The organism is Bradyrhizobium sp. sBnM-33 (assembly GCF_032917945.1).
Lineage (GTDB): Bacteria > Pseudomonadota > Alphaproteobacteria > Rhizobiales > Xanthobacteraceae > Bradyrhizobium.
In genome coordinates this window covers 6,881,535-6,899,862 of sequence record NZ_CP136624.1, presented here as the reverse complement: position 1 = coordinate 6,899,862, position 18,328 = coordinate 6,881,535, and the positions used below count along the sequence as shown (strand labels likewise).

Genomic DNA, 18,328 nt, shown 5'->3' with positions numbered 1-18,328 from the left:
CGCGCTACCCGGCGGAAAAATCTGGGTTATGGTTAGATCAAGGGCCGGGGACTCGGTTCGAGACACAAGGCCGATCAGGGGGAGAGATGCTCATGCCTATTCGCAGTCAAATATTGCTGGCCGCAGGCTCGGTCGCCGCGATGCTGGCGCTTGCGCCGGCCCACGCCCAGGAGACGGTCAAGATCGGTCTCATTCTGCCGATGACCGGCGGCCAGGCATCGACTGGCAAGCAGATCGACAACGCAGTCAAGCTCTACATGCAGCAGAACGGCGATGCCGTCGCCGGCAAGAAGATCGAAGTCATCCTGAAGGACGACGCGGCGGTTCCCGACAACACCAAGCGTTTGGCGCAGGAACTGATCGTCAACGAGAAGGTCAATTTCATCGCAGGTTTTGGCGTGACGCCGGCAGCGCTTGCGGCAGCGCCCTTGGCGACGCAGGCGAAGATTCCGCAAATCGTGATGGCAGCGGGCACTTCGATCATCACCGAGCGCTCACCCTATATCGTGCGCACTTCGTTCACGCTGGCGCAGTCCTCCACCATCATCGGTGACTGGGCCGCCAAGAACGGCATCAAGAAGGTCGCAACCCTGACCTCCGACTACGCGCCCGGTAACGACGCTCTAAACTTCTTCAAGCAGAACTTCACCGCCGGTGGTGGCGAGATCGTGGAAGAGGTGAAGGTGCCGCTGCAAAACCCTGATTTTGCTCCGTTCTTGCAGCGCATGAAGGATTCCAAGCCGGACGCCGTGTTCGTGTTCGTGCCGGCAGGCCAAGGCGGCAACTTCATGAAGCAGTATGCCGAACGCGGCCTCGACAAGGCGGGCATCAAGGTGATCGGCCCCGGCGACGTGATGGACGACGACCTGCTCAACGGCATGGGCGACGCCGCGCTTGGCACCGTCACGGCGCATCTCTATTCCGCGGCGCATCCCTCGGCCGCGAACAAGGAATTCGTCGCCGCCTACAAGAAAGCTTTCGGCCAACGCCCGGGTTTCATGGCGGTCGGCGGCTATGACGGCATTCGCCTGATCTACGAGGCGCTGAAGAAGACCGGCGGCAAGACTGACGGCGACGCGCTGATCGCGGCGATGAAGGGCATGAAGTGGGAGAGCCCGCGCGGCCCGATCATGATCGATCCGGAAACCCGCGACATCGTGCAGAACATCTACATCCGCAAAGTCGAGAAGGTCGACGGCGAACTCTACAACGTCGAGTTCGCGACGTTTGAGGCGGTGAAGGATTCGGGCAAGACGAAGAAGTGACGCGGAACGCGTCATTCCGGGGCGCACCTCCCGCTCTCTCCACGTCATGCCCGGGCTTGACCCGGGCATCCACGTCTTTCTTCGCAGCGGGTGGTGAGGAAGACGTGGATGGCCGGGCCAAGCCCGGCCATGACGCCGTAGCAGTCAGTTTCTCTTCAGGCCTTGGCTTAAGTTCGCTTCCATGACCACGCTGTTCACCATCCTGTTCGACGGTGTCGCCTACGGCATGCTGCTGTTCGTGCTCGCCTGCGGGCTGGCGGTGACGCTGGGGCTGATGAATTTCGTTAATCTCGCCCATGGCGCCTTCGCCATGACCGGCGGCTATATCTGCGCGGTGCTGGTCAATAATTCCGGCTGGCCGTTCTTCGCAGCGCTTCCGCTCGCCTTTGTTTCGGCCGCCGCGATAGGCGTGGCGCTGGAGCGCACGCTCTACCGCCACCTCTACACCCGCAGCCATCTCGACCAGGTGCTGTTCACCATCGGCCTCACCTTCATGTCGGTGGCGGCGGTCGATTACATCATGGGATCGTCGCGGATCTTCATCAAGCTGCCGGCGGCGCTCGAAGGGCAGTTCGATTTCTTCGGCGTGGGCATCGGCCGCTACCGGCTGATGATCATCGTGATCTGCGGCCTACTTACTGTGGCGCTGCAATTGGTCCTGGCGAAAACCCGCTTCGGCAGCCGCCTGCGCGCGGCGGTTGACGATCCGCGCGCCGCCAGCGGCCTCGGCATCAACGTGCCCCAGGTGTTCGCCTTCACTTTCGCGTTTGGTTGTGGCCTTGCAGGCCTCGGCGGCGCGCTGAGCGCCGAGATCCTCGGGCTCGATCCGTATTTCCCGCTAAAATTCATGATCTACTTTTTGATCGTGGTCACCGTCGGCGGCTCCTCCAGCATCACCGGGCCGTTCCTGGCGTCGCTTTTGCTCGGCATCGGCGACGTCGCCGGGAAATATTACGTGCCGAAGATGGGGCCGTTCGTCATCTACACCATCATGATCGTTATCCTGATCTGGCGTCCGAACGGCCTGTTCGGCCGCGCCGCCGCGCGCTGAGACTCCGATGACCGCAGTTTCCGACGTTTCATCCCATGCCATCGCCCGCGCTCGCTGGCGCCCGGCCGAGATCGCGTTCTGGATTCTTGCCTTGTCCTGCGCGTTCCTGTTTCCGTCCCGCTATCTGATCATGACCGATATCTTGCGGCTGGCATTGTTCACGCTGTCGCTCGATCTGATCCTCGGCTACGCCGGCATCGTCTCATTGGGGCACGCCGCGTTCTTTGGCGTGGGCGCCTATTCGGCGGGATTGCTGGCCCTGCATGGCATCATCAACGAACCGGTGATCGCACTGGGGGTCGCCGGTCTCGTCGCCATGGTACTCGGCTTCCTGACCAGCTTCCTTGTCATCCGCGGCGTCGACCTGACGCGGCTGATGGTGACGCTCGGTATCGCGCTGTTGCTCGAAGCTCTGGCGGAACGGTTCTCTAATATCACTGGCGGCACCGACGGGCTGCAGGGCATCGAGATGCAACCGATCCTCGGCCTGTTCGCGTTCGATATGTTCGGCAAGACCGGGTTCTTCTATTCGCTGATCGTGCTGTTCCTGCTGTTTCTGTTGGCGCGGCGGATCGTGAACTCGCCGTTCGGCCTGTCGCTGCGCGCGATCAAGAACAATCCGCTGCGGGCGTCGGCCATCGGCGTGCCCGTCAACCGGCGCCTGATCGCGATCTATACGATTGCCGCGTTCTACGCCGGCATTGCCGGGGCGTTGTTCACCCAGACCACGGCGCTGACCTCGCTCGACGTGTTCGCGTTCGAACGCTCAGCCGACCTGATGCTGGTGCTGGTGATCGGCGGCACCGGCTATCTCTATGGTGGGCTGATCGGCGCCGTCGTGTTTAAGATGCTGCAGGAGCTGTTTCAGACCATTACGCCGCAATACTGGATGTTCTGGATCGGGCTCGTTCTGGTTGTGATGGTGCTGGTCGGCCGCGAGCGCATCCATCGCTGGGTGCTTTGGGGGCCGAACCTCGTCATCCGCCAGGTCTTCGGACGCAAGGCCGTCGTTGCCGTTCCCGAGAGCGACGCGCCATGACGATCGTGCTGGAAACCAGGGGGCTGGAAAAATCCTTCGGCGGCTTGCGGGTCACCCGTGACCTGTCGCTGAAGGTGGAGCAGGGCGCCCGTCATGCCCTGATCGGGCCCAACGGTGCCGGCAAGACCACCGTCATCAATCTGCTGACCGGCGTGCTCAAGCCCAATGCGGGACGGATCCTGCTCGAAGGTAGCGACATCACCGATCTGCCGGTCCATAAGCGGGTACTGCGCGGGCTGTCGCGCACCTTCCAGATCAACCAGCTCTATGCCGACCTGACCCCGCTCGAAACCGTGGGGCTCGCGGTGTCCGAGCGGCTCGGCCGCGGCGGCGACTGGTGGCGGCGGATGGGTGCGCGCGACGACGTCAACCGCGACGTCGCGGAAACGCTCGGACGGTTTCATTTGCTCGACGTGATGAACGAGCGCACAGCGACGCTGCCCTATGGCAAGCAGCGCCTGCTCGAGATCGCGGTCGCGATCGCGACCAAACCGCGCGTGCTGCTGCTCGACGAGCCGGCGGCCGGCGTGCCCGAGAGCGAGCGCCACGATATTCTGGCGGCGGTCGCTGCCCTGCCGCGCGACGTCACGGTGCTTTTGATCGAGCACGACATGGACCTGGTATTTTCGTTCGCTGACCGGATCTCGGTGCTGGTCAACGGCGCCATGCTGGTGGAGGGACCGCCGGACGAAGTGGCGCGGGATCCGCAAGTGAAAGCGGTCTATCTGGGCGAGGCGGCCCATGCCTGAGCTTCTCGCCATCGATGCCCTGCGCGCCGGCTACGGCGAAGCCGTCGTGCTTCCCTCGCTGTCGCTGACGCTCGGTGAGGGCCAGGTGCTGGCGCTATTGGGGCGCAACGGCACCGGCAAGACCACGCTGATCAATTCGATCGTCGGTATTACCCGCCGTTTCGGCGGAACCATTGCGCTCGGCGGGCTTGATATCACCGCGATGCGCCCGGACCAACGGGCGCGGGCCGGGATTGGCTGGGTGCCGCAGGAACGCAATATCTTCCGTTCGCTGACGGTCGAGGAAAACATGACCGCGGTGGCCCAGCCTGGTCCGTGGACGGTGGACAAGGTCTACGAGATGTTTCCGCGGCTCAAGGAGCGCTGCAGCAACTTCGGCAACCAGCTCTCCGGCGGCGAGCAGCAGATGCTGGCGATCGGCCGCGCGCTGACCCTCAATCCCAAGGTGCTGCTGCTGGACGAGCCGACCGAGGGGCTGGCGCCGATCATCGTTGAAGAACTCTTAAGGGCGCTCGGCACAATCACCCGGGCCGGCGGCATCTGCTCTGTTATCGTCGAGCAGAATGCGCAAAAGATTCTGGGGCTGGCCGATCGGGTTGTGATATTGGAACGCGGCGCGATCGTGCATGATGCGGCAAGCCACGCGTTGAAGGCCGATCCCGCGGTGCTTGAACGCTATCTCGGCGTCGCCGGAGCCGCCGCGCACTAGATTATGGGAGTTGAGACCATGCAGAGAACAAAGCCCCCGTTCCGCGCCGACGAGGTCGGCAGTCTGTTGCGGCCGCCGCGCATCAAGGAAGCGCGCGCCAAGCTGGAGAAGGGCGAGATCACGGCGGAGGACCTGCGCAAGGCCGAAGATCTCGAGATCGAAAAGGTCGTGCACAAGCAGGCCTCGATCGGGCTGAAGCTCGCGACCGATGGCGAGTTCCGCCGCTCCTGGTGGCACTTCGATTTCCTCGCCAAGCTCACCGGCTGCGAACTGTTCCACCCCGAAACCGGTATTCAGTTCGCGGGCGTCGAGACCCGGCACGACGCCGTCCGCGTGATCGGCAAGCTCGACTTCCCGGACAACCATCCGATGCTGGATCACTTCCGCTTCCTGAAGAAGCATGCCGACAGAGCGCATGTTACTCCAAAGATGACGATCCCGTCGCCGGCCGTGCTGCATTTCCGCGGCGGCCGCAAGTCGATCTCGAAGGAGGTCTATCCTGATCTGGAGGAGTTCTTCCTCGATCTCGGCAGGACCTATCGCAAGGCGGTGAAGGCGTTCTACGACGCCGGTTGCCGCTACCTGCAGTTCGACGACACCGTGTGGGCCTATCTCTGCTCGCAGGACGAATTGCAGAAAGCGCGCGATCGCGGCGACAACCCCGACGGCCTGCAGGAAATCTACGCACGGGTGATCAACTACGCGCTGGCCGAGCGGCCCGCCGACATGGTGATCACCACCCATGTCTGCCGCGGCAATTTCCGCTCGACCTGGATTTCGTCCGGCGGCTACGAGCCGGTCGCCGAGACCATGCTGGCCGGCACCAATTACGACGGCTATTTCCTCGAATATGATTCCGATCGCGCCGGCGGCTTCGAGCCGCTGCGTTACCTGCCGAAGGGCAACAAGGTCGTGGTGGTCGGCGTCATCACCTCCAAGTTCGGCGAGCTCGAGAAGAAGGACGACATCAAGCGCCGCCTCGAGGAGGCCGCCAAGTTCGCCCCGCTCGACCAGCTCGCAGTGTCGCCGCAATGCGGCTTTGCTTCCACCGAGGAAGGCAACATCCTCTCCGAGGAGGAGCAGTGGGCGAAGTTGAGCCTCGTGGTGGAAGTGGCCAACGAGGTGTGGGGGAAGTAAATCTCTCCGTCGTCATTCCGGGATGGTGCGTAAGCACCAGACCCGGAATCTCAAGATTCCGGGTTCGATGCTGCGCATCGCCCCGGAATGACGGCCGGCTCCCGCGCCCTCATTTCTCCGCCAAATACACCTCCTCGAGCAGCGACGAATTCGACCACGGCACCTGCTTGCCCTTGTCGCGGCGACGACTGGCAAGTGTGGCTGGTTCCAAATGACCCGGCCACGGTGTTTCGGTATTCCTTCGGTGGGCAGAAGGTGGTAGGATGGATCCGCCACTTGGCGCTGCCCACCGCAATTTCCCAACCCTACGCGATGAAAAACGACCAGATCCTCAGCCAGATCACCGAATTCTGCCGCCAGGCCGATATGGCGGAGACGACGTTCGGACGCCGGGTCGTCAACGACGGCAAGCTGGTGCACCGGCTGCGCGAGGGCAAGCGCATCACCATCGATACGCTGGACCGGATCCAGGCCTATATCGCGGCGTCCACCGGCGCGCTGCCGCCGCCGCGCGGCCTTGAAGTGCCGCCGGAAAAGCGCGATCCCCGCGGCAATTTCCGCTTTTTCGAGAACCGGCAGAAATACCTGCTGTTCGTCCATACCTGCAGCGAAAAGCGGGTGATTGCGGAGCGGGTGGCGCTGGAACTGTCCAGCCTGCATCCGCGGCCGCCGGCGCTGCGGGTCTTCGACGCGGGCGTGGGAGACGGCACGGTGCTCGCACGGGTGATGCGCTCGATGCACGGCCGTTTTCCTCATATGCCGTTCTATATCGCCGGCAAGGAGTTGAGCCTGGAGGACGTCCGGCTGACGCTCGACAAGGTGCCGGACCGGCTGTTCGAGCACCCGGCGACTGTCATCGTCCTGACCAACATGCATTACGCGGAGGCGCCCTGGCTGACGCCGGCGTCTCCTGCCGCCGCGGCGGGCATGATCTGGCACGAGGTCGCCCTGCGAGGGGCCTCGTCGGGGGAGTTCGAGGCCCAGATTGCAGAGCTTGGGCCGTTTCTGGAACAAAACTGGCGGGCCAATATCAGCCCCAAATCGGGCATGCCGATCTACGAACGCCCGGTGGCGCTGGTCGTGTATCGGGAAGACCACCGGTTCCTGCTTGATTCGATCATCCCACGGGCCGGGCGAACCGAGGCCAATTTCGATCTTGTGATCGCTTCCCAACCTTATCGGGCCAAATCCTCTGTGAATTTCCGCGCCAAGCGGATCATTGCACCGCTGGCCCGATCCCTTCGGGCGGGGGGCCGTTTGATTGGAATTCACTCCCACGGGCAGGATCCGGGCCTGGAAATCATCCAGTCGGTCTGGCCGGGAGAAAATCCTTTCGCCGTGAGCCGCCATGAGCTATTGCGCGCGGTGAAATACGAGCTGGGGTCGGCCGGGCGGGACCTTAACTTTAATGCCTACGCCGATAACCGTTCCATCTTCCGTTATGATATGGAAGCGCTGCCCAACGAGGTCACCGGCTCGATCGGAACCTCGACGGCCTTTGCAGCGTGGAATGCGGCGGTGTATGTCGCCCAGATCGAAGACGACCGGTTGGCGGAAATGACTGAAAACAGCCGAGCCCTCGATGCCACCAGAGAGGTTCTGCGCAAGCATAATGGGCTTTGGTTTTACGACGAATCCTACGTCATTTCGCGGCGGCGCGACTGACATTCCGGGATACACGACACACACAGCCGCCGGCATCCGGCGGGAACAAGGGGTTGTTTGATGCGCGCGTCCTATCTCTTCACCAGCGAGTCGGTTTCCGAGGGTCATCCGGACAAGGTTTGCGATCGAATCTCGGACGAGATCGTCGACCTGTTCTACCGGGAAGGTCCGAAGGCGGGCATCGACCCATGGCAGATCCGCGCGGCCTGCGAAACGCTTGCCACCACCAACAAGGTCGTCATCGCCGGCGAAACGCGCGGTCCGAGCTCGGTGACCAATGACCAGATCGAGAGCGTTGTTCGCGAGGCGATCAAGGATATCGGCTACGAGCAGGAAGGCTTCCACTGGGAAAAAGCCGACATCGAGATTCTGCTGCATCCGCAGTCGGCCGACATCGCCCAGGGCGTCGATGCCAAGCAGCCCAGCAACCAGGAAGAGGGCGCGGGCGACCAGGGCATCATGTTCGGTTACGCCACCAACGAGACGCCCGACCTGATGCCGGCGCCGATCTTCTACGCCCACAAGATCCTGCGGCTGATTTCCGAAGCACGCCACTCCGGCCGCGAGAAGGTGCTCGGTCCGGACTCCAAGAGCCAGGTCACCGTGCAGTACGAGAACGGTAAGCCGGTCGGAGTGCGCGAGATCGTGGTCTCGCACCAGCACCTGGTCGAGGACCTCACCTCCAGTCAGATTCGTGACATCGTCGAGCCCTATGTCCGCGAAGCGCTGCCGAAGGAATGGATCAACGGCAATACCATCTGGCACATCAACCCGACCGGAAAATTCTACATCGGCGGCCCCGATGGCGATTCCGGTCTCACCGGCCGAAAGATCATCGTCGATACCTATGGCGGCGCAGCCCCGCATGGCGGCGGCGCCTTCTCCGGCAAGGATCCGACCAAGGTCGACCGTTCGGCGGCCTATGCCGCGCGCTATGTCGCCAAGAATATCGTCGCCGCCGGTCTCGCTGATCGCTGCACGCTGCAGCTCGCTTACGCGATCGGTGTGGCGCGTCCGCTGTCGATCTATATCGATACCCATGGCACCGGAAAAGTGCCGGAGGACCAGCTCGAGAAGGCGGCCGCGAAGGCGATGGATTTGACGCCGCGCGGCATCCGCACCCATCTCGATCTCAATCGCCCGATCTACGCCCGTACCGCGGCCTACGGCCATTTCGGCCGCACGCCCGACAATGAAGGCGGCTTCTCCTGGGAGAAGACCGATCTGGTCGAACCGCTCAAGCGCGCAGTTTAGTTTTAACGACGTCATTCCGGGGCACCGCGATAGCGGTGAACCCGGAATCTTTTTCATGATTTCGAGATTCCGGGTTCGTGGCTCACGCGCGCCCCGGAATGACGAGTTCAACAAAGGGAAACTCCCCATGACCACCGCCGCCGCCAAGAAGCCCGCCTTCACCGACTACATCGTCAAGGACATTTCGCTCGCCGAATTCGGCCGCAAGGAGATCTCGCTGGCCGAGACCGAAATGCCGGGCCTGATGGCGACGCGCGAGGAATACGGTCCGAAGCAGCCGTTGAAGGGCGCCCGCATCGCCGGCTCCCTGCACATGACGATCCAGACCGCGGTCTTGATCGAAACGCTGGCCGCACTCGGCGCCGACATCCGCTGGGTGTCCTGCAACATCTATTCGACGCAGGACCACGCAGCCGCCGCGATCGCCGCCGCCGGCATTCCGGTGTTTGCGGTGAAGGGCGAGACGCTCGCCGAATATTGGGACTACACCGCAAAGCTGTTCGACTGGCACGGCGGCGGCACGCCCAACATGATCCTCGACGACGGCGGCGACGCCACCATGCTGGTGCATGCCGGCTACCGCGCCGAGCAGGGCGATACCGCTTTCCTCGACAAGCCGACTTCGGAGGAAGAGGAAATCTTCTATGCGCTGGTCAAGCGCCTGCTGAAGGAGAAGCCGAAGGGCTACTTCGCCGAGATCGCCAAGAACATCAAGGGCGTCTCGGAGGAGACCACCACGGGCGTGCACCGCCTCTACGACATGGCGAACAAGGGCACGCTGTTGTTCCCCGCCATCAACGTCAACGACAGCGTGACGAAATCGAAATTCGACAACCTCTATGGCTGTCGTGAATCGCTGGTCGACGGCATCCGCCGCGGCACCGACGTCATGATGTCCGGCAAGACCGCGATGGTCGCGGGTTTCGGCGACGTCGGCAAGGGTTCGGCCGCGTCGCTGCGCCAGGCCGGCTGCCGCGTCATGGTCTCCGAAGTCGATCCGATCTGCGCGCTGCAGGCAGCGATGGAAGGCTATGAAGTCACGACGATGGAAGACGCCGCACCCCGCGCCGACATCTTCGTCACCGCGACCGGCAACAAGGACATCATCACCATCGACCATATGCGCGCGATGAAGGATCGCGCCATCGTCTGCAACATCGGTCACTTCGATAATGAGATCCAGATCGCTGGATTGCGTAACCTGAAGTGGACCAACATCAAGCCGCAGGTCGATGAGATCGAATTCCCCGACAAGCACCGCATTATCCTGTTGTCGGAAGGCCGCCTCGTAAACCTCGGCAACGCCATGGGCCACCCGTCTTTCGTGATGTCGGCGTCCTTCACCAACCAGACGCTGGCGCAGATCGAACTGTTCGCCAACAACAAGGACGGCAAGTACCAGAAGAAGGTTTACGTGCTGCCGAAGACGCTGGACGAGAAGGTGGCCCGCCTGCATCTCGCCAAGATCGGCGTCAAGCTGACCGAGTTGCGCAAGGACCAGGCCGACTATATCGGCGTCAAGCCGGAAGGCCCGTACAAGTCGGACCATTACCGCTACTGATTTCAGGCAGGACGCGCCGCCGCAGGTGTCGCCCTGACGCAAACGCCAGAGCCTCAACAAGCCCCGGAGCGATCCGGGGCTTTTTGCTGGCCGGCCGCACAATTCGCAATCGTTGAGATTCAATCGTAAATTCCGATACAGCCTGTATCGTCGCGGCAACCTGACAATGCGAGTTGCAATTTCTCCCTGCTGCCCCTTACATCTGATGGCAGGGAGATCGTCATGACCGATGCGGCAGAGCACTTCGACGTCCTCATTGTCGGCGCCGGCCTTTCCGGCATCGGCGCGGGCTATCACCTGCAGGAGAAGTGCCCGGGCAAGAGCTATGTGATCCTCGAGGGCCGCGATTGTATCGGCGGCACCTGGGATCTCTTCCGATATCCCGGCATCCGCTCCGACTCCGACATGTACACGCTCGGCTATTCGTTTCGGCCGTGGACCGAGCCGAAGGCGATCGCCGACGGGCCGCGCATCCTCAACTATGTGCGCGAGACCGCTACCGACAATGGCATTGACAAGCACATCCGCTTCCACCACCGCGTCAAACGCGCTTCGTGGTCGTCGTCGGATTCGCGCTGGACGGTCGAGGCCGAACGCAGCATTGGCGAGGGCGCGGCGGAGACCGTGCGCTTCACCTGCAATTTCCTGTTCATGTGCTCGGGCTATTACAAGTACGAGGAAGGCTATACGCCCGAGTTTTCGGGCACCGCGGATTTCGCCGGCCAGATCGTGCATCCGCAGAAATGGCCCGAAGACCTCGACTACGCGGGAAAACGCGTGGTGGTGATCGGCTCGGGCGCGACCGCCGTGACGCTGGTGCCGGAACTGGCGAAGACCGCTGCGCATGTCACCATGCTGCAGCGTTCGCCGACTTACGTGGTGGCGCGGCCGGCTGAAGACGCGCTTGCCAACAAGCTGCGCAAAAATCTCTCCGCCAAGCTCGCCTATCACCTGATCCGCTGGCGCAACGTGCTGTTCGGCATGTATTTCTTCCAGCTCTGTCGGCGCAAGCCGGACCGCGCCAAGCAGTTGATCCTCGGTGGCGTCAAGATGGCGCTGGGACCGGAATACGACGTCGGTAAGCACTTTACGCCGCGCTACAATCCGTGGGAGCAGCGGCTCTGCCTGGTGCCCGACGGCGATCTGTTCAAGTCGATCCGCGACAAGCGCGCTTCCGTCGTCACCAACGAGATCGACACTTTTACCAAGGGCGGCATCAGGCTGAAGGACGGCAGCGAGTTCGAAGCCGACATCATCGTCACCGCGACCGGGCTGGTTCTGCAGGTGCTCGGCGGCCTCGAAGTCAGCGTCGACGGCCGCACGGTCGATTTCGCGCGCACGCTGAACTACAAGGGCATGATGTATTCGGATATTCCAAACCTGGCGGCCGCGTTCGGCTACACCAACGCGTCGTGGACGCTGAAATGCGATCTGACCTGCGAATATGTCTGCCGGCTCATCAACTATATGGACCGCAACGGCTACAAGCAGTGCATGCCGCATAACGTCGATCCGTCAATCACCGAGTTGCCGTCGCTCGATTTTTCGTCCGGTTATGTGCAGCGCTCGATTGCCAAACTGCCGAAACAGGGCTCGAAGCGCCCGTGGCGGCTGTACCAGAACTATGCGCTGGATATCGTCACGCTGCGCTACGGCAAGATCGACGATGGCGTGATGCAGTATTCGTGAAGCCGCATCCAGCGGCGGCTGCGTCCGGACGCCCCATCCGTAATTTCGCGTATACGTGTGTGAAGGCGAATCATCCAAGTTGCCCTCACGGTTAACGCCGGATTAACCGGCGTGCCGCTACGCTGCGTGCCTTGCGGCACCTGACAGCACGAGGAAGCCCATGGACGCCCAGCGAATTGCCGTCGATGCCCTTGTGGCGCTGACCGATTGCGACCGTGAGGCGGCGATCGCCTTCATCCGCAAATTCTATCTGGCCGGCGTGCGCGACCCGAAGCGGCTCACGTTCAAGGGCTTGCAGGCGCTGCGGAGCTGACGGCGCCAACGCTGTCATACCCCGCGCATGCGGGGTATCCAGTACGCTGCGGCTTTTCCACGTCATTGCGAGCGCAGCGAAGCAATCCATAGTGCCGCGTGGGGATAGATGGATTGCTTCGTCGCTTCGCTCCTCGCAATGACGGCTGGACATACTTTCGCCTTCTCGCGACGCATGGCGCCCGAGCTTTGCACTTTCTTTTGCCCTTCCGAAACACAGAGGGCGCAGGGAAGGGGGTGCGCGCCGCACCCGCGGTCTCGTGTGCAATTTGCGCACTAAGAACGCGCACACGAGCATACAGGTACAGCGGGAGCATCCTGGCCTTCCCTGCGCAATGGCTTTAGGGCTTATTTCGTCCTCTTCCCGGTGAACGGCTTTCTTGCCACCGTCGCTCCACGAGATACCTGTGAAACTTAACGCCAGCACCGCGGCGCCAGAACCACACGACTTTACCGTACGCTTAAGGCGCCACCGTCTTGTGCGCCTTCCGCGTCCATCGCATCTCACCGCACGTTCGTGACGATCGCGAGCGCCCCTCAATCGGGTGAGACGGGCGGAGTTATGCAGATGATTTGCGTCACAAGTTCAGCGGAATATTTTTGCGCGAAAGGCTGGACAGACTTTTGGTGATTTGCCCGTCGTGCCAATTGGTCGCAGCCGCCATTGAAATTTTCGTTTGTGCGCGCGGCAAATCAGTCGGCAGAACCGCAGGGTGGCAAAGCCACCGCGCGCTATTGCGCCGCCCGATGACAGGCTCCGCGATACGCGGTGGCAATCGCAAGATAGAATCCTGGATGTCGCTTCGCTCATCCGGGCTGCAGATGCTGATGGCGGGTTACGCTGTCGCTAACCCGCCCTACATCGCGAGCGAAAAGCCTACGCCATCAACCTACGACGACTTCGCTGATCTGGATGACCGGAGACTGGTCGGTATAGTTCGGGATGTCTGCCATGATCTCCTTGGCATGTGGTCCGAAACCGGCTTGGAAGGCCTCGATCGAGTCGCAGAAGATGTGGCACATGCCGATATAGGTCGCTGGCGCGCCCGGCGCGCCGCCGGCCAGGCCCTTGTCGACCGTGTAGGACCTGCAGGCATCGCCCATGCGCGCTTTCACGAGCGGCATATGCTTGTCGCGGTAGTAATCGTGATCGAAGCGCCCGCCGGGCGTATTCGGATACATTACGCTTACCTTGATCATGGACGTGCCCTCCGATTCTCGCGTTCGCCGTTATTCTCCGGCAATAGGCGGAATCTGTGTCAGTTTTGCGGATCTTGCAACTGGAAGACGGTGGGCGTTCGCATCATCCTCGCGCCGCTGCGCTCCTCCGCTGATATTCGAGTAGGGGCAGGCCGGCCAACCCCAATTTGTCGGTATCAACTTCCTCGATGATGATTCCGCGCGTTCACGCCATCGCGCGCTTTCAAGCACGGCTTTTCAAATCGCGGTGAGAGCCGTCGCACGGCTATCCGCTTTTGCGGTGCGATCCCCAATTGGGTGGAGTGATTTCACGACAAAGAGGATATCACCAATGACCAAGTCTATCCCAACACTCGCCGCCGCGTTTCTGATGACCGCGATCGCAACGCCCGTGTTCGCGCAGGCCGCGATCCAGGAGCCGGGCGCCTTTTCGTTCTACCATCCCAATGCCGACGTGCTCAACGGCCGGCCGGCATACCGGTCGTTCGATCAATCGAACGCCTATTACAATTCCAATGCTTATTACAACGAGGCTGCGCCCGCGCCGCGACTGCGGCAGAGGCCGGTCACGCCGAGGAATCATCGCAGGGCGCAGTAGCGTGAGCGTGTAGCCTGGACGATCCGTTAGGCCATCTGCGCTGCTTCGTTACGCAGCTAATTGCGCCCATCCTCCAGGATCATGGTCGCACCTTTTTCCGCGATCATCGCCGTCGGCGTGTTGGTGTTGCCCGACGTGATCGTCGGCATCACCGATGCGTCGGCGACGCGCAAGCCCGCAAGCCCAAAGAAGCGCAGCCGCTCGTCGACCACCGCCATCGGGTCGCTCGCGGTGCCCATCTTCGCGGTGCCGACGGGATGGAAGATCGTGGTGCCGATGTCGCCGGCGGCCTTTGCCAATGATTCATCGTCATCGCCAACGCTGGGGCCGGGCAGGTATTCGACCGGGCGATATCGCTCGAGCCGCTTCTGCTTCATCAGCCGCCTCGTGGTCCTGATCGCATCGGCCGCGACCTGGCGGTCGTCGTCGGTCGAGAGATAGTTCGGCGCGATCGACGGCGCCTCGTCGGGCTTTGCCGAGCGGATGCGCACGGTGCCGCGCGAGGTCGGCTGCAGATTGCAGGCGCTCACGGTGATGGCGGGGAAGCGGTGCAGGGGATCGCCGAACTTGTCGAGCGACAGCGGCTGCACGTGAAACTGGATGTTGGCGCGGGCGCGGCGCGGATCTGAGCGCGTGAAGATGCCGAGTTGCGAGGGCGCCATCGTCAGCGGCCCGCGGCGGCGGAAGGCATAGTCGAGCCCCATCATCCCGCGCCGGACCAACGACCAGTAGGTCTCGTTCAGCGTGCGGACGCCCTCGACCTTGTAGATCGCGCGCTGCTGCAGATGGTCCTGCAGATTGCGGCCGACACCCGGTCTGTCGAGCACAACATCGATGCCGAGCGGCGACAGCCAGTCGGCGGGTCCGATGCCAGAGCGGTGCAGCACCTGGGTCGAGCCGATCGATCCCGCGCACAACACGACCTCGCCTTTGGTGCGGGCCTCGATCACCTCATTGCCCTGGATAAAGCGCACACCGACGGCGCGGCCGTTCTCGATGATGAGCCGGTCGACCAGCACGTGCTTCTCCAGCCGCAGATTGGCGCGGTTGAGCACCGGCTTGAGAAAACCGCGCGCGGACGACCAGCGCCGGCCGCGCTTCTGGTTGACGTGGAAATAGCTCACGCCCTCATTGTCGCCGGTGTTGAAATCCGGAATGCGCTTGATGCCCATTTCCTCGGCAGCGTCGCCGACCGCATCGAGAACCTCCCATGACAGCCGCGGCGCCTCGATGCGCCAGCCGCCGCCAATGCCGTGATGTTCGCTTTCACCGAGGAAATGATCCTCCAGCCGCTTGAACAGCGGCTTTACGTCGTCGTAGGCCCAGCCGGTGAGGCCGAGCTGGCGCCAGTGATCGTAATCGGCTGATTGGCCCCGCATCGAGATCATCGCATTGATGGCGGAGCAGCCGCCGATCACCTTGCCGCGGGGATAGGCGAGGGAGCGGCCGTTCAGGCCGGGCTCCGGCTCGGTTTTGAACATCCAGTCGGAGCGGGGATTGCCGATCGCAAAGAGATAGCCGACGGGGATGTGAAACCAGATCCAGTTGTCGTTGCCGCCGGCCTCCAGGATCAGCACGCGTTGTTTGGGATCGGCCGACAGCCGGTTGGCCATGATGCAGCCGGCGGTCCCGGCGCCCACCACGATATAATCGAAATCGCCTTCAAGCCTTTTCGGCATGCTCAGTTTCCGCCCATCACGCGCCCTCCATGCCTAATAGTCAGAGGTGGACGGCTGGTACAAGTCCCGGCCATGACGCCCGGGGAATGGGCGGCGTCCCCAGGCTGTTGGGTGAACCACCGCTTGCATGCTACAGAGGTCTAACGTTCCAATCTGAGGTTCGAGAAATCCCATGCCCATCGTCAACCGCGTCGCCGATCTGCAACCCGATATTCAGGCCTGGCGCCGCGATATCCATGAAAATCCCGAGCTGCTGTACGACGTCCACCGCACTGCAGCATTCGTGGCAGACCGCCTGCGCGAATTCGGCTGTGACGAGGTGGCGACCGGCCTTGGCCGCACCGGCGTCGTCGGCGTCATCAGGGGCAAGCAGCCCGGCAGGGGCGAGATCAGGGTGATCGGGCTCCGCGCCGACATGGACGCATTGCCGATCGAAGAGGCAACCAACCTCCCTCATGCTTCCAAGAAGCCGGGCCTGATGCACGCCTGCGGCCATGACGGTCACACTGCGATGCTTCTGGGGGCAGCGCGATATCTTGCCGAGACCAGGAATTTTGCCGGTGAGGCGGTCGTGATTTTTCAGCCGGCCGAAGAGGGCGGGGCAGGCGCTGCCGCCATGATCCAGGACGGGCTGATGGACCGGTTCGGCATCGAGCAGGTCTACGGCATGCACAACGGCCCGGGCATCCCGGTCGGCTCGTTCGCCATCCGGCCTGGTCCGATGATGGCCGCGACCGACTCGATCGATATCAGGATCGAGGGACTCGGCGGCCACGCCGCGCGCCCGAACAAGTGCATTGATTCTGTGCTCGTCGGCTCTCAGCTTATTACCGCGCTACAGTCGATCGTGTCGCGGACCATCGATCCCCTGGAATCCGCGGTGATCTCGATCTGCGAGTTCCATGCCGGCAATGCGCGCAACGTGATCCCGCAGATCGCCGAACTCAGGGGCACCGTGCGGACACTAACGCCGGAAGTGCGCGAAACGGTCGAGAAGCGGGTCCGCGAGGTGTGTGAGGGCGTAGCCAGGATGACCGGCGCGAAGATCGATCTCACTTACGAGCGCGGCTATCCCGTGACTCAAAACCATGCCGAGCAAACCGAATTCGCCATGCAGGTGGCCAAGGAAGTGGCCGGCGCCCAGAACGTTCACGATATGCCGCCGCTGATGGGCGCGGAAGATTTTTCCTACATGCTGGAGGCGCGGCCGGGCGCGTTCATCTTCTGCGGCAACGGCGACAGCGCCGGGCTCCACCACCCCGCCTATGATTTCAACGACGAGGCGATCGTGTATGGCACCTCGTACTGGATCAAGCTGGTCGAGAACAAGCTGGCGGCATCGTAAGGGCGTACGTCACTTCAACTTCGATCGCACATGAAGTGCGAGGTCACATGAGGGAAGGCCTGTATCTCCAATACAGGCCTTCATTATTTGCCGCTCGTCTCGACTGAGCACAGTCTTCGGTCCCGCGCTCAATAGCGCGACGGTACGTACATTTCGGGTGGAATCGGCCCGCGGCTATATTCCGGGTTGCGAACCCGCGGCGGCAGTACCACCGGCTCGCGCTTGATTTCCTGGTAGGGAATTTGTTCGAGCAGATGCGCGATGCAGTTCAGCCGTGCCTTTTTCTTGTCGTCGGCCTCGACGAGGTACCAGGGAGCTTCCGGAATGTGGGTACGCTCCAGCATCGCCTCCTTGGCCTTGGTGTATTGCTCCCAGCGGCTGCGCGATTCCACATCCATCGGGCTGAGTTTCCACTGCTTGAGCGGATCGTGGATCCGCATCATGAAGCGCAAATACTGCTCTTCATCGGTGATAGAAAACCAGTACTTGATGAGGGTGATTCCGGAGCGCACGAGCATGCGCTCGAATTCCGGCACCGACCGGAAGAATTCTTCGACGTCATCTTCGGTGCAGAAGCCCATCACGCGCTCGACGCCGGCGCGGTTGTACCAGCTACGGTCAAACAGCACGATCTCACCGCCCGCCGGCAAATGCGAAACGTAACGCTGGAAGTACCATTGGGTGCGCTCACGCTCGTTTGGCGCCGGCAGCGCCGCGACGCGGCAGACTCGAGGATTGAGCCTCTGGGTGATGCGCTTGATGACGCCGCCCTTGCCGGCGGAATCGCGCCCCTCGAAAAGCACCACCACCTTGAGCTGGTGGTGCTGCACCCAGCTCTGCAATTTTACCAGTTCACCCTGCAGTCGGAATAATTCCTTGAAGTACACGCGCCGATCGATCGTCTCTTCTGCCGTATGGTCGGCAAATTCATTGGTCAGCGCATCAAGGCGATCGTCGTCGATCTCAAGTTCCAGTTCCTCATCGAAACTGTCCAGCATTTCCGCCCGAATCGGGTCGTGGATCGGCTTGGTGCCATTCGGGAGCCTTTTGGTCATGGCGGGTTCCGGCTGCAGAG

The 18,328-nt window shown here is 62.3% G+C and carries 16 protein-coding genes; 13 read left to right on the top strand and 3 right to left on the bottom strand.

Annotation, left to right across the window (positions count from 1 at the left end; translation table 11 throughout):
* Positions 1–92: 92 nt before the first annotated feature.
* The 11 genes from RX328_RS32585 (at position 93) to RX328_RS32535 (ending at position 12,432) form a co-directional block, all read left to right on the top strand.
* On the top strand, positions 93–1,265 hold the full coding sequence (locus RX328_RS32585; RefSeq protein WP_213253915.1) for an ABC transporter substrate-binding protein: 1,173 nt from the start codon (positions 93–95) through the stop codon (positions 1,263–1,265).
* 181 nt (positions 1,266–1,446) lie between these two features.
* On the top strand, positions 1,447–2,316 hold the full coding sequence (locus RX328_RS32580; protein WP_213253916.1) for a branched-chain amino acid ABC transporter permease: 870 nt from the start codon (positions 1,447–1,449) through the stop codon (positions 2,314–2,316).
* 7 nt (positions 2,317–2,323) lie between these two features.
* The gene (locus tag RX328_RS32575; protein WP_213253917.1) at positions 2,324–3,355 is read left to right on the top strand and encodes a branched-chain amino acid ABC transporter permease; all 1,032 of its coding nucleotides are present in this window, start codon (positions 2,324–2,326) and stop codon (positions 3,353–3,355) included.
* The gene (locus tag RX328_RS32570; RefSeq protein ID WP_213253918.1) at positions 3,352–4,104 is read left to right on the top strand and encodes an ABC transporter ATP-binding protein; all 753 of its coding nucleotides are present in this window, start codon (positions 3,352–3,354) and stop codon (positions 4,102–4,104) included. The genes RX328_RS32575 and RX328_RS32570 overlap by 4 nt, the downstream gene beginning before the upstream one ends.
* Positions 4,097–4,813, top strand: a complete 717-nt coding sequence (locus RX328_RS32565) for an ABC transporter ATP-binding protein (RefSeq protein ID WP_213253919.1) — start codon at positions 4,097–4,099, stop codon at positions 4,811–4,813. Before RX328_RS32570 ends, RX328_RS32565 begins: the two co-directional genes overlap by 8 nt.
* An 18-nt stretch (positions 4,814–4,831) precedes the next feature.
* Positions 4,832–5,950 carry a cobalamin-independent methionine synthase II family protein gene (locus RX328_RS32560; RefSeq protein WP_213253920.1) on the top strand — a complete coding sequence of 373 codons (1,119 nt, stop codon included), beginning with the start codon at positions 4,832–4,834 and terminating at the stop codon, positions 5,948–5,950.
* 312 nt (positions 5,951–6,262) lie between these two features.
* On the top strand, positions 6,263–7,615 hold the full coding sequence (locus tag RX328_RS32555; RefSeq protein WP_213253955.1) for a hypothetical protein: 1,353 nt from the start codon (positions 6,263–6,265) through the stop codon (positions 7,613–7,615).
* Positions 7,616–7,675: 60 nt separating this feature from the next.
* Complete coding sequence (gene metK, locus RX328_RS32550) at positions 7,676–8,869, top strand: methionine adenosyltransferase (protein WP_213253921.1); 1,194 nt, start codon at positions 7,676–7,678, stop codon at positions 8,867–8,869.
* A 127-nt stretch (positions 8,870–8,996) separates the two neighbouring features.
* A complete protein-coding gene (gene ahcY / locus RX328_RS32545) occupies positions 8,997–10,430 on the top strand; it encodes an adenosylhomocysteinase (RefSeq protein ID WP_213253922.1) in 1,434 nt (477 codons plus the stop codon).
* Between the two features lie 222 nt (positions 10,431–10,652).
* On the top strand, positions 10,653–12,119 hold the full coding sequence (locus tag RX328_RS32540; protein WP_213253923.1) for a flavin-containing monooxygenase: 1,467 nt from the start codon (positions 10,653–10,655) through the stop codon (positions 12,117–12,119).
* A 160-nt stretch (positions 12,120–12,279) separates the two neighbouring features.
* A complete protein-coding gene (locus RX328_RS32535) occupies positions 12,280–12,432 on the top strand; it encodes a hypothetical protein (protein ID WP_171713772.1) in 153 nt (50 codons plus the stop codon).
* Positions 12,433–13,316: 884 nt separating this feature from the next.
* Here RX328_RS32535 and RX328_RS32530 read toward each other — a convergent pair.
* Positions 13,317–13,631: an EthD family reductase gene (locus RX328_RS32530; RefSeq protein ID WP_213253924.1), complete on the bottom strand. Its 315-nt coding sequence runs from the start codon at positions 13,629–13,631 to the stop codon at positions 13,317–13,319.
* Positions 13,632–13,962: 331 nt separating this feature from the next.
* On the opposite strand from RX328_RS32530, the gene RX328_RS32525 reads away from it, so the two are divergent.
* Positions 13,963–14,229 carry a hypothetical protein gene (locus RX328_RS32525; RefSeq protein ID WP_213253925.1) on the top strand — a complete coding sequence of 89 codons (267 nt, stop codon included), beginning with the start codon at positions 13,963–13,965 and terminating at the stop codon, positions 14,227–14,229.
* A gap of 56 nt (positions 14,230–14,285) precedes the next feature.
* Here the strand turns inward: RX328_RS32525 and RX328_RS32520 are convergent, their stop codons facing one another.
* Positions 14,286–15,908: a GMC family oxidoreductase gene (locus RX328_RS32520; RefSeq protein ID WP_213253926.1), complete on the bottom strand. Its 1,623-nt coding sequence runs from the start codon at positions 15,906–15,908 to the stop codon at positions 14,286–14,288.
* Positions 15,909–16,080: 172 nt separating this feature from the next.
* On the opposite strand from RX328_RS32520, the gene RX328_RS32515 reads away from it, so the two are divergent.
* On the top strand, positions 16,081–17,253 hold the full coding sequence (locus tag RX328_RS32515; protein WP_213253927.1) for a M20 aminoacylase family protein: 1,173 nt from the start codon (positions 16,081–16,083) through the stop codon (positions 17,251–17,253).
* Between the two features lie 128 nt (positions 17,254–17,381).
* Here RX328_RS32515 and ppk2 read toward each other — a convergent pair whose 3' ends face one another.
* A complete protein-coding gene (gene ppk2, locus RX328_RS32510) occupies positions 17,382–18,308 on the bottom strand; it encodes a polyphosphate kinase 2 (RefSeq protein WP_213253928.1) in 927 nt (308 codons plus the stop codon).
* Positions 18,309–18,328: the final 20 nt, after the last annotated feature.

Excerpts from the sequence above, each read along its gene's own strand:
- RX328_RS32585 (WP_213253915.1), top strand. The coding sequence starts at position 93 with ATGCCTATTCGCAGTCAAATATTGCTGGCCGCAGGCTCGGTCGCCGCG.
- RX328_RS32580 (WP_213253916.1), top strand. The coding sequence starts at position 1,447 with ATGACCACGCTGTTCACCATCCTGTTCGACGGTGTCGCCTACGGCATG.
- RX328_RS32575 (WP_213253917.1), top strand. The coding sequence starts at position 2,324 with ATGACCGCAGTTTCCGACGTTTCATCCCATGCCATCGCCCGCGCTCGC.
- RX328_RS32570 (WP_213253918.1), top strand. The coding sequence starts at position 3,352 with ATGACGATCGTGCTGGAAACCAGGGGGCTGGAAAAATCCTTCGGCGGC.
- RX328_RS32565 (WP_213253919.1), top strand. The coding sequence starts at position 4,097 with ATGCCTGAGCTTCTCGCCATCGATGCCCTGCGCGCCGGCTACGGCGAA.
- RX328_RS32560 (WP_213253920.1), top strand. The coding sequence starts at position 4,832 with ATGCAGAGAACAAAGCCCCCGTTCCGCGCCGACGAGGTCGGCAGTCTG.
- RX328_RS32555 (WP_213253955.1), top strand. The coding sequence starts at position 6,263 with ATGAAAAACGACCAGATCCTCAGCCAGATCACCGAATTCTGCCGCCAG.
- metK (WP_213253921.1), top strand. The coding sequence starts at position 7,676 with ATGCGCGCGTCCTATCTCTTCACCAGCGAGTCGGTTTCCGAGGGTCAT.
- ahcY (WP_213253922.1), top strand. The coding sequence starts at position 8,997 with ATGACCACCGCCGCCGCCAAGAAGCCCGCCTTCACCGACTACATCGTC.
- RX328_RS32540 (WP_213253923.1), top strand. The coding sequence starts at position 10,653 with ATGACCGATGCGGCAGAGCACTTCGACGTCCTCATTGTCGGCGCCGGC.
- RX328_RS32535 (WP_171713772.1), top strand. The coding sequence starts at position 12,280 with ATGGACGCCCAGCGAATTGCCGTCGATGCCCTTGTGGCGCTGACCGAT.
- RX328_RS32530 (WP_213253924.1), bottom strand. The coding sequence starts at position 13,631 with ATGATCAAGGTAAGCGTAATGTATCCGAATACGCCCGGCGGGCGCTTC.
- RX328_RS32525 (WP_213253925.1), top strand. The coding sequence starts at position 13,963 with ATGACCAAGTCTATCCCAACACTCGCCGCCGCGTTTCTGATGACCGCG.
- RX328_RS32520 (WP_213253926.1), bottom strand. The coding sequence starts at position 15,908 with ATGCCGAAAAGGCTTGAAGGCGATTTCGATTATATCGTGGTGGGCGCC.
- RX328_RS32515 (WP_213253927.1), top strand. The coding sequence starts at position 16,081 with ATGCCCATCGTCAACCGCGTCGCCGATCTGCAACCCGATATTCAGGCC.
- ppk2 (WP_213253928.1), bottom strand. The coding sequence starts at position 18,308 with ATGACCAAAAGGCTCCCGAATGGCACCAAGCCGATCCACGACCCGATT.